This window comes from Ferrimonas sp. YFM (assembly GCF_030296015.1).
Taxonomy (GTDB): Bacteria; Pseudomonadota; Gammaproteobacteria; order Enterobacterales; family Shewanellaceae; genus Ferrimonas.
In genome coordinates, this window is the sequence record NZ_AP027368.1 from 2589413 (window position 1) to 2606513 (window position 17101).

Annotated in this window: 16 protein-coding genes; 8 read left to right on the forward strand and 8 right to left on the reverse strand. The window is 57.4% G+C overall.

Annotated features, from left to right (window positions below; genetic code table 11):
- Positions 1-12 precede the first annotated feature (12 nt).
- The 6 genes from aguA (QUE41_RS12045) to QUE41_RS12070 all read right to left on the reverse strand — a co-directional run bounded on the left by aguA (QUE41_RS12045) (position 13) and on the right by QUE41_RS12070 (position 6646).
- A complete protein-coding gene (aguA, locus tag QUE41_RS12045) occupies positions 13-1122 on the reverse strand; it encodes an agmatine deiminase (protein WP_286339287.1) in 1110 nt (369 codons plus the stop codon).
- 110 nt (positions 1123-1232) lie between these two features.
- On the reverse strand, positions 1233-2330 hold the full coding sequence (locus QUE41_RS12050) for a Rossmann-fold NAD(P)-binding domain-containing protein (protein ID WP_353506846.1): 1098 nt from the start codon (positions 2328-2330) through the stop codon (positions 1233-1235).
- Positions 2331-2378: 48 nt separating this feature from the next.
- Positions 2379-3755: an APC family permease gene (locus QUE41_RS12055; RefSeq protein ID WP_286339289.1), complete on the reverse strand. Its 1377-nt coding sequence runs from the start codon at positions 3753-3755 to the stop codon at positions 2379-2381.
- 78 nt (positions 3756-3833) lie between these two features.
- Positions 3834-4847: an ornithine carbamoyltransferase gene (gene argF, locus QUE41_RS12060; protein ID WP_286339290.1), complete on the reverse strand. Its 1014-nt coding sequence runs from the start codon at positions 4845-4847 to the stop codon at positions 3834-3836.
- Between the two features lie 24 nt (positions 4848-4871).
- Entirely contained in the window at positions 4872-5966 is a 1095-nt protein-coding gene (aguA, locus tag QUE41_RS12065; protein ID WP_286339291.1) for an agmatine deiminase, read from the reverse strand.
- Positions 5967-6046: 80 nt separating this feature from the next.
- Positions 6047-6646, reverse strand: a complete 600-nt coding sequence (locus QUE41_RS12070; RefSeq protein WP_286339292.1) for a TetR/AcrR family transcriptional regulator — start codon at positions 6644-6646, stop codon at positions 6047-6049.
- Positions 6647-7065: 419 nt separating this feature from the next.
- Here QUE41_RS12070 and QUE41_RS12075 point away from each other — a divergent pair, with 419 nt between their 5' ends.
- A complete protein-coding gene (locus tag QUE41_RS12075) occupies positions 7066-7239 on the forward strand; it encodes a hypothetical protein (protein WP_286339293.1) in 174 nt (57 codons plus the stop codon).
- 97 nt (positions 7240-7336) lie between these two features.
- Positions 7337-7969: a hypothetical protein gene (locus QUE41_RS12080; protein WP_286339294.1), complete on the forward strand. Its 633-nt coding sequence runs from the start codon at positions 7337-7339 to the stop codon at positions 7967-7969.
- Here QUE41_RS12080 and QUE41_RS12085 read toward each other — a convergent pair.
- The gene (locus QUE41_RS12085; protein WP_286339295.1) at positions 7963-8460 is read right to left on the reverse strand and encodes a lactoylglutathione lyase family protein; all 498 of its coding nucleotides are present in this window, start codon (positions 8458-8460) and stop codon (positions 7963-7965) included. The two genes, QUE41_RS12080 and QUE41_RS12085, sit on opposite strands and share 7 nt — an antisense overlap.
- A 117-nt stretch (positions 8461-8577) precedes the next feature.
- Between QUE41_RS12085 and QUE41_RS12090 the strand changes: the two genes are divergently transcribed.
- Positions 8578-9453: a LysR family transcriptional regulator gene (locus QUE41_RS12090; RefSeq protein WP_286339296.1), complete on the forward strand. Its 876-nt coding sequence runs from the start codon at positions 8578-8580 to the stop codon at positions 9451-9453.
- Here QUE41_RS12090 and QUE41_RS12095 read toward each other — a convergent pair.
- Complete coding sequence (locus QUE41_RS12095; protein ID WP_286339297.1) at positions 9450-11213, reverse strand: putative bifunctional diguanylate cyclase/phosphodiesterase; 1764 nt, start codon at positions 11211-11213, stop codon at positions 9450-9452. The two genes, QUE41_RS12090 and QUE41_RS12095, sit on opposite strands and share 4 nt — an antisense overlap.
- 220 nt (positions 11214-11433) lie before the next feature.
- On the opposite strand from QUE41_RS12095, the gene QUE41_RS12100 reads away from it, so the two are divergent.
- From QUE41_RS12100 to trhA, 5 genes are all read left to right on the forward strand, one after another.
- Entirely contained in the window at positions 11434-13059 is a 1626-nt protein-coding gene (locus tag QUE41_RS12100; protein WP_286339298.1) for an amidohydrolase, read from the forward strand.
- A 20-nt stretch (positions 13060-13079) separates the two neighbouring features.
- A complete protein-coding gene (locus QUE41_RS12105; RefSeq protein WP_286339299.1) occupies positions 13080-14690 on the forward strand; it encodes a VRR-NUC domain-containing protein in 1611 nt (536 codons plus the stop codon).
- Between the two features lie 91 nt (positions 14691-14781).
- On the forward strand, positions 14782-15678 hold the full coding sequence (locus QUE41_RS12110) for a DUF808 domain-containing protein (RefSeq protein WP_286339300.1): 897 nt from the start codon (positions 14782-14784) through the stop codon (positions 15676-15678).
- Positions 15679-15901: 223 nt separating this feature from the next.
- Complete coding sequence (locus QUE41_RS12115) at positions 15902-16342, forward strand: protein-tyrosine phosphatase family protein (protein ID WP_286339301.1); 441 nt, start codon at positions 15902-15904, stop codon at positions 16340-16342.
- 106 nt (positions 16343-16448) lie between these two features.
- Positions 16449-17096, forward strand: coding sequence for a PAQR family membrane homeostasis protein TrhA (gene trhA, locus QUE41_RS12120; protein ID WP_286339302.1), 648 nt, complete (start codon positions 16449-16451; stop codon positions 17094-17096).
- Positions 17097-17101 lie beyond the last annotated feature (5 nt).

The following is a 17101-nucleotide window of genomic DNA, read 5'->3' on the forward strand; positions in this document are numbered from 1 at the left end:
TGCCTGGCTCTCCTATTTTGCGCCCGCAGGCTGTTCGTGGGTGATGCAGTGGACGATGCCGCCACCGATGGCGATCTCCCGGGCGTTTGGCAGCTTGACCACCTCGCGACCTGGGAAGCAGCCCTTGAGGGTCTCTACCGCCAGGTCATCGTTGGGATCGTCATAGCTGGGGATGAGGATCAGACCATTGCCGATGAGGAAGTTGATGTAGGATCCCACTTGCTCGAAACCGCCATCGATCTCCAGGTTGTAATCGGCCAGATCGTAGTTCTCCGCCTCTTCGGGGGTGATGAGGATGGGATTCTTGGGCGCCAGCATCTTAACCACCTGCAACTTGCGACCCTGGGCGTCGGTTTCGGTGGAGAGGATGTCGTAAGCGGTGCGAACGATGTCGTAGTTCTCACTCTTCTCATCGTCGGTCCACTGCAGCAGCACCTTGCCAGGCTCAACCCAGCAGGCCAGGTCATCGATGTGGCCGCCGGTGCAGTCGGTTGCCAGGCCTTCGGGCAACCAGATCACCTTGTCGACGCCGCAATACTCCTTCAGGTGCTCTTCAACCTGCTCCTTGGTGAACTGCGGGTTGCGGTTGCGGTTACACAGCACCGCTTCGGTGGTCATCAGGGTGCCCTGACCGTCGGTGTGGATGGCGCCGCCTTCGACGGTGATGGGCGCCTTATACAGATCCAGCCACTCCACCTCACAGATCTTTTCCGCCACCTGAGCGGTCTTATCCCAAGGGAAGTAGTGACCATCCTCCAGACCGCCGTAGGCGTTGTAGAGCCAGTCCACGCCACGCACTTCACCGGTTTCATCGTTGATCACAAAGCTGGGGGCGGAGTCACGGCACCAGGAGTCGTTGATAGACATCTCCACCACCCGCACCTCTTCCGGCAGCATGTAACGTGCAGTCTTATATTGGTCGCCACTGGCAATCACGGTCACAGGCTGATATTTGGCGACGGTTTTACAGATGTCGACCCACACTCTTTGAGCAGGCTTAGCGCCACTGTGCCAATTATTGGCGTGCTCGGGCCAGATCATCCAAAGTTGTTTCTGACGCTCCCACTCGGCAGCCAGGCGGAAGCCATCTTTTTTGGGCGTTGATTGAATTTCAAAAGGCATAATATTTTCCAATTCTGCGAGTTGTTGCTGACAATAAAGATGAAGAGCCCCCCACCGAAAAGCAGAGCGCTCTTCAGTGTCAGCGATATTTCAATTACTCTGTATTCGTTCTATTTAGGAAAAATAGAATTCAGCAGCTTGTCCGTACGAGCCTGGAAGAACTCAATGTCCTCCTGTTTTGGCTCAATATGATGCGGATGACTGTAATAAGTCAGCAGGGCCATCATGGCACTCAGACGGTTTTCCGCTTCATCAAACACCACAGAGCGGCCGCTCTCCATCACCTCACGGGTCACCTCCTTGTGCTCCTCCCACTGGGTGCCGCCGGCGTTGGCTGGCAGAACGTGCATAAACTTGGTTTCCGGGCCCGCCTTCTCCATCAGTTCCATGGTGGTCACATAGTTCTCACCGAAGATGACGTCACGTTTGGACACCTCTTCCGGGCTGCGTCCCCAGCACCACTCTTCTGCCTGGATAAAGTCGGCTCCCACCACCTCGTTGACGTCGTCGGTGATGATCAGGCGGCCGCCAGACAACTCGTTGTTGGCGTTGGCAATGTCGATCACCTGTTGCGGCAGGTTATAGCCCATGGGGCTGATCACCTTCATGGTCATCCCCAGCTTGGAGGTGGCGTAGGCCAGGGAGGCGGTTGGAGTGGAGGCATCACCAATCACCACCACCACGGCGTCTTCCAACTTCTTACCCTCTGGCAGGTGCTCTTTGATGGTCAGCAGATCCGCCAGGCACTGGGTGGGGTGGTTACCGCAGTCGTCACCGTGGACATCGCAGCTCATGGCGTTGATCACCGGAATGGTGGACGCCTCGGCATAGCGCTCGATGTCGGCATAGAGATCATCACGTATCATCACCACATCGCACATGCGAGCCACCACCCGGGAGGTGTCTTCCAGGGTCTCCTTGGTGTTCAGGTGAATATCCCGTGGAGACAAAAACAGTGCGTGGCCGCCCAACAGAGTGGCTGCGGTTTCAAAAGACACCCGGGTGCGGGTAGAGGACTGCTGGAATATCATCCCCAATGACTTACTCTTGAATGTTTGAGGCAGTGCATTTTTACGACGGGCTTCTTTTAATACTTCCATTAACTCAATCCAATTAAGAATTTCCTCTTTACTGAATTGGTTCATATTAAGAAAGTGAGTCAAATGTTGTTTATTAAGCACAGTTGCGCTTGAGCTAGGAAGTCTCATACCTATCTCCAGTTATATTTAAATTGTATTTAGGGTTGTTTGTTTAAATTAAACAGACTCGGCGATCTCTTCGCCTTCACCGTTATCCATTTTGGCCAGGCACCGATTCACCATCAGCATGCCTACCCCTATGGTGATCACGCAGCCCACCAACAACGAGGTCAGATAGAGCGAGTCAACAGGCTCTCCCGGGGGCACCAGCAGGAACCAGATGCAGGCACAAATAACCACAAAGGGCGAGAGCGCAATCAGCCTGACCATTGCCTTGCCGCCTTTCACCTTGAAGGGCCTGTGAGCAACGCCGTCAATCTTTCTCAGCCGCAGGAAAGCCGAGAACATGGTCAGATAGGGCAGGAAGAAGATGATGGTGGAGAAGGCCAGCAGCACCCAGAACAGCTCTTCGGCGTCCTTGGCCATAAAGCCATAGAGGATCACCTCGGCAATGGAGATGGCACCGCCGAGTAGGGCTGCACCGATGGGCGCCTTGGTCTTGGGATGCATCTTGGCAAACACCGAGGGCAGCTCACCCTCCTGCCCCGCCGCCATCGCAGCTTCGTTCGCAGCCATACACCAGGTCACGTTGTTGGTGAAGAAGGTGAACATCAGCATGGCCCCCAGGGCATAGATGATCAGGGCGTTGTTGTTACCGAAGATGGACACGAAGGTATCCACGAAGCCATTGATCAGCCCCAGCTCCTCAACGGGTACCGACACCAGGATGCCAGCGGTGGCAAACAGGTACATGACGATGACAACCACACCGGCAATGGCGAACCCTTTGGGGATGCTCTTCTCTGGCGATTTGATGTGGCGTGACATACAGGCGATGGTGTCCCAGCCACTGACGTTGAATACCACCATGGCCAGGAAGCCGATGCCAGCGCCCCATTGGGGCATCATGGTTTCGGTGGTGAACTCTGTGGCCGACCCCTTGGTCATGGCCACGTAGATGCCGCCTACCGAGAGAATGATGATGAACAGCAGTTTCAGGATTGCGCCAATGTTGGGCAGCCACTTGGCGAACTTCATGTCCTGACACAGGGCCAGGGTCATCAACACAATCAAGCCGATGCAGATGCTCGCCTGAGCGACGTAGCCCATGTCCGGGAAGAACAGCTGGGCAAAGACACCGGAGAACAACAGGAATGCGGTCGGGACGAACAGCATCATATTGATCCAGTACAGCCAGGACAGGTTGCCGGCCGCCCGGGCGCCATAGGCCCGCTTGATCCAGTCGTAGATCCCCCCTTCATTGGGATAGGTTGTTGCCAGCTCTGCCACCACCAGGATGTAGGGCACCACATAGACCACGGCGATGAAGATCCACCAGAAGTAGACCTGGGCACCGACACTGGCTGCAGCGGTAAGCTGATCCAAAAACAGCAATGCGGAGATTACATAGAGCACGATATCAAACGTGCCCATACTTCTACCTTCAGACATAATGCCTCCTTGGAGAGTTATGCCGGGACTCAACTCTCATCCGCAGCCCCGGCGAGTCGATCACAGATTCCGTGACATCAGAAACTCTTTAACAACGTTTTCCGCGTGGGCTTTCATCCTGGGCTTCTCTTCGGTCTGCAGCATGGAGACCAACAGCGCCATCTCGGAGTACATGCGGTTTTCCGCCTGGTCGAAGATGATGCTGCGGTCGTGATCCATCACCCAGTCGGTGACCTCGGCGTTGCGGATGGCGGGCAGGTAGTGCATGAACTTCATGTGGTCCGGCCCTTTGCGGAAGACGGCTTCGTTGACCTGGAAGTTGGGAATAAAGATGCTCTTACGGCGCTCGGCATCGTCTTCCTGGCCGTGATACCAGAGGGTGCCGGTGTAAACGAAATCAGCGTCGCGTATGGCGGCTTCGGCGTCCTCGGTGACAATGAACTGGCCACCACCAGCCTCTGCGGCATTCTGCGCCCGCTCCAGGTTCTCACCGGTCAGGCGGAAGCCTTCAGGGGAGACGTGGTACAGCTTGATGCCAAAGCGAGTCAGGAACTGGGCGTGGTTGTTGGCAACGCACTCATAATCTGAGGTATCGCCAATCCAGGCGACGGTCAGGTCGGACAGCTCCTTCTCCTTTGGCTTGTGCTCAAGGATGGTCATCAGGTCGGACAGCACCTGGCAGGGATGCAGAGTCCAGGTCATGGCGTTGATCAGCGGGATGTCCACATGCTTGGCAAACTCCAGCATGTCGTCATGCTCGTGCACCCGGGCGCAGACGATGTCACAAAAACGGGAAACCACTTTGGCGGTATCGTAGAGAGACTCATAACCGGTTCCCATGTGGATCTCACCGGGTCTCAGGTAGAGGGCGTGACCGCCCAGTTTGGTCATGGCCACTTCGAAGGAGATGCGGGTGCGGGTGGAGGATTCCTCAAAGATCATCCCTAAGGACTTTCCTTTGAGCAGCTCTGGACAGGCGCCAACCTTGTCGAAACTTTTCAGCATCAGAGACAACTCGGCCAGATCCAGAAGTTGCTCGTTAGTGAAGTCGATGGGATCAATAAAGTTATTCATCATATTTACCTGCTATGTTTTATTTTACGCTTTTGGTTGTTGCTGAGTAATACAGTGGATATTCCCGCCACCCAATATAATTTCCCGGGCAAAGATACCCACCACCTTGCGGTTGGGGAAATAATCTTCAAGGATGTTATGAACTACTTGGTCGTTTGCATCATTAAAGGTCGGATATAAAACGATGTTGTTACCTATATAGAAATTAAGGTAAGTGGCCCCCGTTCTATCACCGGGTTGCCTTGGCTCGGCATATTCATCCATGTCGATGCCAAAACACTCCTCTTCGCTATAAATAATGGGTTTTGGCTGAGGGAACTTGACCACTTTTAATTTTCTTCCCTGGGCATCAGTTTCCGATTCGAGAATATCCAGGCAGCGCTTGGACAATGCATATTGCGGGTCACTCTCATCGTCGGTCCATGCGAGGGCGACCACCCCAGGGGCCAGGAAACAGCATACGTTGTCCACATGACCGTCGGTCTCATCTTCGTACAGTCCGTTTTCCAGCCAGATAACCTTGGAGATGTTGAGATAGTCCTCGAGGTACGTCTCCACCTGCTCCTTGGAGAGGTCTGGATTGCGGTTGGGATTGAGCAGACACTCTTCGGTGGTCACCACGGTGCCTTCACCGTCAACATGGATGCTGCCCCCCTCCAGGACGATCTCCGGCCGGTATCTGTCCGCCCGCTCCATCTCCAGGATCTTCTGCCCCGCCAGCTCACAATGATTCCAGGGAAAGTGCAGGCCTTCGGACAGGCCGCCATAGGCGTTGAACTGCCAATGTACACCACGCAGATCTCCCTGATCGTTTATCAGAAACGTCGGTCCCGCATCCCGTGCCCAGGCATCCTTGTGCTCCAGCTCCACCACCCTCACATGCTCAGGCAGTCGAGCCCTGGCGTTGCGGTACTGGGCCGGTGAAGCGCACACAGTCACTGGCTCCGACTCGGCGATGATGCTGGCCACCTCGATAAACTTCTGCTGAACGGGTTTGGCCCCCAGCCTCCAGTTATCACTGTTCTCTGGCCAAATCAGCCAACAACCAGAATGAGGTTCCCATTCCGCAGGCATGCGAAATCCATCTTCCCGAGGCGTTGTACTCAGAGTTCTAGACATTGCTTTCTCCATATTTCAGGCAATAGGGGGCCTGGGGACAGATATCTGCCCCTAGGGTTATCTTGCTTTAGAGTTTTCGGTTATTTTCTGGGAAGATACTCTGGTAAGTAATAACTCAGGTATCTTTCAGTCAACTTTATCGATTCTTCAATGATGTGTTTTGGAACAGGTTTACCCTCTTCATCCTGAGAAAAATAGAGGCTGTCGCCGGCTTCCAAAGCAATAGTGAATATATTGATACCGGTGGGTAACTCGGGCAATTTAAAGAAGCGCGCATACTGCTTCTCGATCTCAACACCCAATTGCTGGTCGATATCTTTGGATGCCTCTTTTATCGAGACAAAAGGGTGCTGGCTGTACAATAGTTTCTTGGCAAGAGGATTGTTATCGCAATACTCCATCAGTGAATACTCGATGTGACGGTTAATATCCTTCCAATGTTCGATGCACTTATCGTCCAGACAGGTCCGGGTGACCTCGATAAAATCATCAAACACCTTGGTCATCATCACGTACATCAGTGACTCAACATTGGGGTAGTAACTGTAGATGGTTGAGGAGGACATATGCGCCTCAGAGGCGATGTCGTAGATGGAGATATTATTGATATTGTGCGACCTCGCCAGTCGCATCAGCGCATCCTGAATCCGCTGAATTCTCTCATCCTTAGTCTGCTTCATCTCCCCCCCCGACACACCCTTATACAGGGCACTGAATTTTGGTTTGACCTTACTGTATCTGCCTGCCGGGGGAGGAAGTTGATATGTGTCAATTCCTCTAATGCTTAGTGTGAATGAGGTGTGTATGGCGTTACTGAGGCGCATATGGGATGGATTTAGAAGCGATAGTCTAGAAGACTGATACAGATCAATAGTTAACTACCGTCGTGGCCCAAAACCTGCTTAATAGCATCCACCACCAGGCTGACAATCTGACACGGATGCCCCGAGCTTGACCCATTGCCTGCCTTTACCCCCGAGCACGCCTCAGCATCCCGGTTGCACCAATTCGTCCGGGTACCACTACCCGACAGGCACAATACAAATTCTCAAACCAACAAAATTAAGGGGATATACAAACAGAGTAACGGAGAGGCTGATTGAGGCGATCAGCATATCAGCGCTCAAGAAAACGTCCTCACGACACATCGGACACGATCAAGCGTGTGGGCACCTGCATCGCCTGCCACTCCGACGGCAAGGCCCTGGGTAAGGGGGAAGCCCCGGATGGCATCACCCACAGCAAGCTGATCAAGGCCCAGATGGCCAAGTAGTTCGCTCGCAACTGAAAAAGGGCCCTTCGGGGCCCTTTTCACGTTCTACTGAGAGGCCGATTGGTATACTGGCCTGTGACCTAAGGAGGGAGTGAGCATGAGCAGCAGGTATCGGGATCCGGGCTACCCATTGAGGTATTGGGCCACCCAGGTAGAGGTGAACTGTCCCAGGTGCGACGCTGTCGCCCTGATTAAAGGCAACCCGGACATCCGCGACTGGCACGCCACCCTGTTCTGCCCTCACTGTGCCCACAGTCTGAAAACCGGCAAAGACCATTGGCAGGGACCGGTCGCCGGTTTTGGCTCTCGCCCCTGTCAACGCTGCGGCTTTCAGTCGGTGCACTGCAGCCTGAGTTTTGAGTCGGTCAGCCAGGTGTCATCCTCCGTGGGCCATGCTCCCTGCCCCAACTGTCAGGCCGACAATGCCATAGAGCTCTCCTTTACCCGCTCTGCCCCGGCGGATCACGCCATCGATCCCTACTTTGGGCTGGAGCTGGCACTGAAAGAGCCCACCCGCCATGGGGTGGTCTGGGTCTACGGCGCGGATCACCTCAAGGCGCTCAAAGCCTACATTCAGGCCAGCCTGCGCGAAGGCAGCGGCCTGAAGTGGGCCTACTTCACGCGGCTGCCCAGTTGGATCAAGAGCGGCAAAAACCGGGAAGAGGTGCTCAAGGCGATCGCCCGCCTGGAGCGGCGGGCGATAAGTCAGGCCAAGGCTGAGACTCAGTAGGCGCCGGATGAGTAGGTCAGCTCATAACTGTGGCTGTAGATCTCCAGGATGTTGCCGAAGGGGTCTTCCATGTACACCATGCGGTAAGGCTTCTCACCCGGATAGTAGTAACGTACCGGCATACGCTGCTTGCCGCCGGCAGCCAGAATCTTCTCCACCAAGCCTTCCAGATCGGGATCCTGAACCGAGAAGTGAAACACGCCGGTTTTCCAGAATTCAAAGTTGTTCTCCGGGTTCTGTGCATTGGGGAACTCAAACAGCTCGATGCCAATCTTGTCGCCGGTGGCCAGGTGGGCAATCTTGAAGCTGCCCCAGCCCGGGCCGAACACATCGTTGCACATGATGCCGATGGCGCTGTCATCCTCGGTCACCTCGGCCGGTTCCATAATGAGATACCAACCCATCACCTCGGTGTAGAATTTAACGGCCGCCTCCAGATCAGGGACTGAGATGCCGATGTGGGAGAAGGTACGGGGAAATTGCTGAGTCATGTTGATTGCCCTGTTCAGTGAATATGCTGCACAGGTTAGAGAACTGGGCCCAAAACTTGAAATTATGGTTTTTGATTTTTATGATAACGCAACGTAATTATACTGGTATTGTCTGACATGCTGAATCTCATCTGGCTGCAAACCTACGTGACCCTGGTGGAAACCGGCCACTTCACCCGCACCGCCGAAAAGCTGGCCATGACTCAGCCTGGCGTCAGCCAACATGTGCGCAAGCTGGAATCTCATTTCAATCAGACCCTGCTGCAGCGGGAGGGCAAGAGCTTTCAACTGACCCGGGCAGGCCGTGAGGTATACCAGCAGGCGCAGCGCACTTTGGCTGAACTGTCGCAGCTGGAGCAGCACCTGGCCACCGACAACCCCTTTTCCGGCCCCATCCGCTTCGCGTCACCGGGCAGCCTGGGGCTGAAACTCTATCCTGAGCTGTTGGGAATGCAGCAGCAACACCCTGGATTGACCATAGAGTACACCTTCGCCCCCAATGAAGGGGTGGAGCGAGAACTGCTCAATCGAAACCTGGACCTGGGCCTGATCACCCGGCTGGGGGACAAGCCGGACCTGGCCTATCGCCCTTTTGGGGAGGAACCGCTCTATCTGGTCACCCCGGCTGAGGTAACCAATCCCAGTTGGGAGGATCTGATGCGACTGGGGTACAACGAGCATCCGGATGGAGAGCACCACATCAGCATGTTACTGGGTGCCAACTTCAAAGAGTTTCAGCAGCTCAGCCAACTGCCCAAGCGGGGATTCTGCAACCACATCGGCATGCTGCTGGCCCCTGTGGCCAAGGGATTGAGCTTCACCGTCCTGCCCAAGTACGCGGTGGAAGCCTTCGCCGAACTGGAGAAGGTGGCGATCCACCCGTTGGAAACCCCGGTGTGCGAGCCTATCTATCTGGTGTACCGCCGCCATCAACCCCAACCCACCCGGGTCAGGCATGTTATCGACACCATAGAGCCCCTGCTCAACCCCTAGTCGGTTTCCACCGGAGGCCGGCTGAACTGTTGCCAACGCTGGCGCACCAGGTGTTCGAAACGGACCGGTGCCACAGGTGGGCTGATGAGGTAACCCTGCCCCGCTTCGCAGCGCTGACTGCGCAGAAACTGATACTGATAGTCGGTTTCGATCCCCTCGGCGGTCACCACCATCTCCAGATTGTGAGCCAGGGCAATGATCGCCTGAATGATGGAAGCGTTGCGCTCGTCATTTTCCAGCTCACGGACAAAACTTCTGTCGATCTTCACCCTGTCCACCGGCAGGGTTTTCAACCGGCCGAAGGAGGAGTAACCGGTACCGAAGTCATCGATGGCAATGGCCACGCCGGCCTGGCGCAGCTTCCACAGTTGGGCCGCCATCGCCTTACCCTGCTGCAACAGCATGGATTCGGTGACCTCCACCTCCATGCACTCTGGAGGGATACGGTGGCGCTCCAGGGTGTCCAGCATCGACTCCACCAGATCGCCGTTTTCAATCTGACGCACAGAGATATTGATGCTCACCTGCTTGAGGGGCAGCCCCAGGTCCAGCCAACGGCGCATCTGAACACAGGCCATCTCCAGCACCTGGCGTCCCATCTCCACGATCTGGCCGCTCTGCTCAGCCTGCTCAATGAAGGCATCGGGGGAGAGCACACCTCGCAGGGGGTGGCGCCATCTGAGCAAGGCCTCGGCACCGGTGATCAGGCCGCTGTCCAGATGGAACACCGGCTGGTACACCAGGAAAAACTCTTTGCGCTCCAAGGCATCACGAATCTCGTTGACCAGGTTGCGCTCCTGGGCCTGTTCCGCCGCCAGCCTGGCACTGTAGCAGCAGAGCCTGGGACCTGAGCTGCGCTTGGCCTGAAACATGGCGCTCTCGGCGTGTTGCAACAGGGTACGGGCGTCTTCCGACTCCTTGAGGTGAGCCACCCCCAGACTGCACTGAATCCCCAGAGTAAAGCTGGCCAGAGAGATGGGCTCGCCGAGGAACTCCAGCAGGGCCTCGGCCCATTGCAGCGCCTGGGCCTGAGTCTTTCCCGGTAACACCACCACGAAGGTGTCACCGTGGAATCGGCCCAGATCGCCCTGCTCCCCAACCCGGCCCGCCAGCCGCCTGGCCACCAGCTTAAGCACCTTATCCCCTGTCCTGAAACCGAACTCCTCGTTGATGCGTTTGAACTGATCCAGGCCGATACAGACCAGGCTCAGTGGTCCCGAAGGTTCGGACAACTGGGTTTCCAGCGACTTCACCAGAGCCCGGCGATTGGGCAAACCGGTGAGCACGTCCACAAACTGGGAGCGCTTCAGTCTCTGCTCCACCTCTTTCACCAGGCTGAGATTACGACCTGTGGCCAGCAGGGCCACGTCGTTGACCAGGGGGATGGCGGTGAGGATGATCTCACAGGGAATGAGATCGCCGTTGGTGTGCTGATGGAACCACTCAAACCTGTGGTGGCCCAAATCGATGGCGCACTGGATCTCCTCCAGGGCGCGCTCGTAGGACGAGGTGCCACCGGGCTGCAGCTCGGGGCTGATGTCTCCGGGCGACAGGCCTACCAGGTTGTCAGGAGAATCAAAGCCCAGTTGCCGTGCCGATTCCGCGTTGCTCCAGATGAAGCGGTCACCAAAGAGCACCCACATCATGTCGGTGGAGTTGGCAAACAGCACCCGGATCACCTCCAGGTACTCCAGCAGTTTCGTCTCGGTAAGCGAGCCGCTCAGTTTGCCTACCTCAGAAAGCTGTCCTTCACCGTCCATCTACACCCATCCATAGAGATTATTGTCCCCTAAGTTAACATGGCCATTTATCACATAAAAGTCATAGATATTCGTCAATTAGGCAACAATTGCGACCACAGTTTTTCCAGATTCGGCCCTTGGTCGCACCCTCTGGCAGATTGCGCTGCCCCAGGAGAAGCTGCTAGGGTGTTCCCCTGCCTAAAAACATAATAAGTAATTAAATTCAAAAGGAATTGCCATGCGCCCCCTGATAGCAGCCCTGGCCCTGTGCGTCTCCCTGCCCGCCGCCGCAGACACCCTGCTGGTGGACAACGTCAACGGCTATACCCTGACTGAAAATGGCCTCAGCCAGTTTGGTGCCCTGATGGTCAAGGACGGCAAGGTGGTGGACACCGGTGCCCGGGGCGCATTTACCCAGGCGGACCGTCGCCTTGACGGACAAGGGATGACGCTGCTGCCCGGGCTTACCGACGCCCATGGGCACATCATGGGCCAGGGTTACCTGCAATCCGATCTTAACCTGACCGGTGTCAGCAGCAAGGCGGAGGCCCTGGCCAGGATCAAAGCCTATGCCGAGGCCAATCCCCAGGCCCAGTGGATACGTGGCCGGGGCTGGAATCAGGAGCTGTGGCCCGACCGCGCCTTCCCCAGCGCCGAGGATCTGGATGCCATCATCAAAGACAAGCCGGTATGGCTGCGCCGGGTCGATGGCCATGCGGGCTGGGCCAACTCCAAGGCCCTGAGCCTGGCGGGCATTAAAGACAACACCAAAGATCCCGACGGCGGGCAGATCAGCCGCAACAGCCAAGGCAAGGCCGATGGCATTTTGGTGGACAACGCCATGTCTTTGATTGAGGAGAAGATCCCCGCCCGTACTGAGCAGGAGAAACGGGTGGCCCTGGATGTGGCACTCAAGCAGCTCTCCAGCCTGGGACTGACCGGCGTCCACGATGCCGGCGTGGGCTACGACACCCTGGCCCTCTATCAGGCCAAGGATGCCAACGGCACCCTGCCCCTGCGCATCTACGCCATGCTCTCGGACGTAGACACCCTGAGCCGGGTGGCGGGCCCCTATCAGGGCGACCACCTGGTGGCCCGCTCCGTCAAACTCTACGCCGATGGCGCCCTGGGCAGCCGCGGCGCCGCCCTGTTGGATGACTACAGCGACATGAAGGGTCATCGAGGCCTGCTGATCCATCCGGTACCCGAGCTGAAAAAGCGCATCAAGGCGGTCATCGACCGCGGCTTCCAGGCCAATGTTCACGCCATCGGCGATCGCGGCAACCGAGAGGTGCTGAGGGCGATGGCCCAGTTTGGCGACGCGAGTCAGCGAAACCGCATCGAACACCTGCAGGTGGTGGCCCCGGAGGACTTTGATGCCATCAAGTCCGCCGGCATCATCGCCTCCATGCAGCCCACCCACGCCACCTCGGACATGAACATGGCGGAGGACCGGCTGGGCCCGGTGCGCATTCATGGTGCCTACGCCTGGCGCACCGTGCTGGATAAGGGGATCCCCCTGGCCGCCGGCTCCGATTTTCCCATTGAGTCAGCCAACCCCTTCTGGGGACTCTATTCCGCGGTGGCCCGTCAGGATCATCAGGGCCAGCCAGAGAAAGGCTGGTATCCGGAGCAGGCTCTGACCCGGGAGGAAGCGCTGCACGCCTTTACTCTGGGGGCCGCCTATGCCGCCTTCCAGGAGACGCAACTGGGCTCCCTGGAACCCGGAAAGGCCGCCGACTTCATTCTGGTGGACAGGGATTACTTCAAGGTGCCGGCCCATCAGATCTGGCAGACCCGGGTGCTGGCCACCTACCTGGACGGCGAAGCGGTGTTTGTTGCCGAGGAGTTTGAACAGCAGTAGTTCACGGCTAAGCTGTCTCCATGGAAACGCTTGTTACATCAGAGGGCGCCGAACTGGCGTCCGATTACTACCTGACCAACTTTCAGACGCTGACGGAGGAGGTGCGCCGCCGCAGTGCACACCTGCTCAGTCCTGAAGAGACGCGGTGGCTGCGCCGCTTCGACGGTCTGGAACGCACCCAGCAGTGCCTGCTGGTCAGACTGCTCTCTCGCAAAGGCCCCCTGTTTCGCCTGGACAAGCTCAGTTACGCCGAGATCCCCGACCTGGCAGGATGCGCCCAAGCCCTGGTGGAGACCGAGCTAGCAGCTTGGCACCCGATCAGCAACTGGACTGAGCTGGGCGGCCTGTGCACCAAGGCTGAATTGCTGGCCATGGCGCCGGACGCCAATCCCAAGCTGCGCAAACCGGAACTGCTGGACAGCTTGAAGTCTCAGCCTTTACCCAGTCACCGGTTACAGGTTCTGAACCTGAAAGGTTCGTCGATTCTGGACACGCTCAGGCTGCTCTACTTTGGCAATCTCCACCAGGATCTGGCCCAATTTGTGGTGACGGACCTTGGCATTCAGCGCTTCGAGTCCTACCCCATCACCGCCGACGGGCTGGCGATCGACTCCCGAGAAGCCCTTGAGACCTGGCTGTCATTGGGCGAGCTGGCCAAGGCATGCCACCTCTGCCTGGAGAGGCGAAATCCCGACGGGCTGCTTGAACTGGCCCCCAGGCTGCCAGATCCTCTGCCCTGGCCGGAGATTGAGCGCAAACGTCAGAGGTTAGCACTGCTGTTCGCCAGAGAGTGGGAGCGCCGGGAGCAGTTCGACCAGGCGCTGATGCTCTATGATCAGACTGCCCTGCCTCCGTCGCGAGAGCGCCAGGCGCGCATCGCCCTGAAGCTGGAGCAGACTGAGCCAGCCCTGCGCCAGGTCACCCGGATGCTCCAAGCCCCTCAGGATGAGCAGGAAGCCACGGTCGGTGCCCGGTTGGGCAAGCAGCTGGCTCGTCAGGGCCACTGGCACTGGTCGCCTTTGCCCGCCCACAAGGTGCGGCAGCAGGCTTTGACCCTGTCCGACAATGGAGAGCGGGTGGAATTGCAGGTGGCCCAGCATTATCAGGCCCAGGGATGGCAGGTGTTTTACTGCGAAAACAGCCTGCTTAACGGCCTGCTGGGGCTGGTCATCTGGCCTGCCCTGTTTGAGCCGGTGCCCGGCGCCTTCCTCAATCCCTACCAGATGGGCCCCAGAGATCTGTACCGCGCCCAGTTTGCCGAGCACCGCCGCAAGCGGCTCGACAAAGAGTTGCGCCATTGGCGGCCGAAGCAACTGCTGGCGCGGTACCGCGACAAGCAGGGGATTCTGAACCCTCTGGTGCAGTGGGACTGGTTTCCCATTGAGCTGGCCGAGCTGGCCCTGGCGACGCTGCCAAGGTCGCTGCTCGACGCCTGTTTCCAGAGGCAGTTGTTTGACTTAAGGGGCAATCGCAGCGGCCACCCCGACCTGTTTATGGCCAAAGAGAGCCAGGCACGCTGGCTTGAGGTAAAGGGGCCGGGAGACCGGCTGCAGGACAACCAGACACGCTGGATGCGCTTTCTGGAGGATCAAGGGGCCGACGTTGCCGTCTGCCAGGTCAAATTCGAGTAATTAATCTCGGCTAGACTATTGCCGAAAACAGCCCGGAGGACTACTCTTGGCGCCTTAGAATCTTTGCACTTTGTAACAGGAAATCAACAACATGGCAGGAGCCAGCCTTCTAACCCTTCTCGATGATATCGCCGCTCTTCTGGATGACGTGGCCCTGATGAGCAAGGTCGCCGCCAAAAAAACCGCCGGCGTCCTGGGAGACGACCTGGCGGTCAACGCCGAGCAGGTCTCAGGCGTAAAGGCCGACCGTGAACTGCCCGTGGTGTGGGCGGTCGCCAAAGGGTCGATGATGAACAAGGGGATACTGGTGCCCGCCGCCCTGGCCATCAGTGCCTTTATCCCCTGGCTTATCACCCCACTGCTGATGCTGGGGGGTCTGTTTCTCTGCTTCGAAGGGGCCGAAAAGGTGTTGGAGATGCTCTCCAAGGAGGGGCATCAGGCCCCGAAAGATCTCAGCGGTGAAGATCAGCACCAGTATGAGCAGACCAAGATCAAGGGCGCCATCCGTACCGACTTTATCCTGTCGGCGGAGATCATCGTCCTCACCCTGGGCGTCGTCGCCGCCGCCCCCTTTGTCACCCAGCTGTCGACCCTGGCAACCATCGCCGTGCTGATGACCATCGGCGTTTACGGCCTGGTGGCGGTGATCGTCAAAATCGACGATGCCGGCCTCTATCTGAGCCAGCGCCCCTCATCGGTCAGCCAGAGCATCGGACGGCTGTTGCTGGCTGCGGCCCCCAAACTGATGAAGTCCCTCTCCCTGGTGGGCACCATCGCTATGTTCCTGGTGGGCGGCGGCATCCTCACCCACGGCGTGCACCTCATCAGTGAGTGGATCTCCGAAGCCGCCGCGGAAACCGCGCTGATCCCCGCCATCGGTCAGATCGTCTCTGCCGTGGTCCCCACCCTGCTCAATGGCCTGACCGGTTTGCTGGCCGGCTTTGTGCTGGTGGGTGCTCTGCATCTGGTACAGAAGGTGAAAGGCTAAACTCCAAGCCGGCGGCGAAACGCCGCCGGTTATCCTTTCTCATCGAAGTTGTCGTCAACTTTGATCATTTTTAAGCCAAATGAGACGAAATTGACTGCAAACTGTTACTGACTGAACCCTTCCTGAACCGCCCTGCCGGTTATTATCCAAGCAGTTCACCCCGTTTAATTTCTGTTCAGCTAACGCCCCCTAGACTGATCTCACAAGTGAATGGGAGAGCGTCATGAACCAAGAGGTACATCTGACCCCGAGATGGGTACAACCCGGCAAACTGGCCGGCATCCGCAAGCCCAGAGCCCATGAACTGGGTGCTCTGGCCAAGGCTCGTTTTCAAGCGGTGATCTCACTGTGTGACGACCAGGACAATCATCAACTCTATCAGGACTGGCAACTGCCCTTCCTCTGGTTGCCTGTCTCCTGTGGCCAGGTGCCCAGTCGAGTGCAGCTGGAGCAGATGGTTCGCTTCATCGAACGCTTTGAAGGCGCCGTAGCCGTCCATTGCAATGGCGGACAGCGCACCGCTGCTGGCCTGGCTGCCTATTTGATCCACCAACAGGGCGACTTCGATGCGGCACTGACCACCATCGAAAGCATCATGCCCGAGCTGGAACTGGATGAGGCGCAACTGATCAGCCTGCTGCAACAGGCCAATGTGATTCAGTAAAGTTTGGGCGGCTATAATCAGCCACCTACGAATTTGAGCTAACACTTGTTAGCTCAAATTCAAGCTGCTAAGATTCTGGTTCGACCTGTGTCACAGAGAGAGCCCGATGAGCACCCAAGTCCACCCCTACTCCACTGGCGAGGAGATCGCCAATGCCGTAACCCACGGGCTGGGTATTGCCGCCGCCATCGTGGGCCTGACCCTGATGCTGACCAAGGGAATTCCTGTCCTCAGTGGCTGGGAGATTGCCAGCATCAGCATCTATGGCGCCAGCCTGATCCTGCTGTTTCTGTTCTCCACCCTCTACCACGCCATCAGCCACCCAGGTGCCAAGCAGGTGTTCAAACGCCTGGACCACTGTGCCATCTACCTGCTGATTGCCGGCACCTACACCCCGATGATGGTGATCAGCCTGGACGACTGGAAAGCGGACCTGGTGCTGGCCACCATCTGGGCCATGGCCCTGGCGGGAATCCTGTTTAAGGCGTTTTTCGTTCACCGCTACAAGAAGCTGGCCCTGACCACCTACCTGGTGATGGGCTGGCTGTGCCTGCTGGTGATCTACCCTCTGTATCAGGCGATGCCCAACGCCGGCTTCAACCTGCTGTGGATTGGCGGCCTCTGCTACAGTGGCGGCGTCGCCTTCTATGTGGCCAAACGCACCCCGTACACCCACGCCATCTGGCACCTGTGTGTCCTGGGTGGTGCCGTGTGTCACTGCGTGGCCATCGCGGTGTTCGTGATTCCCAGCTAGCCCTC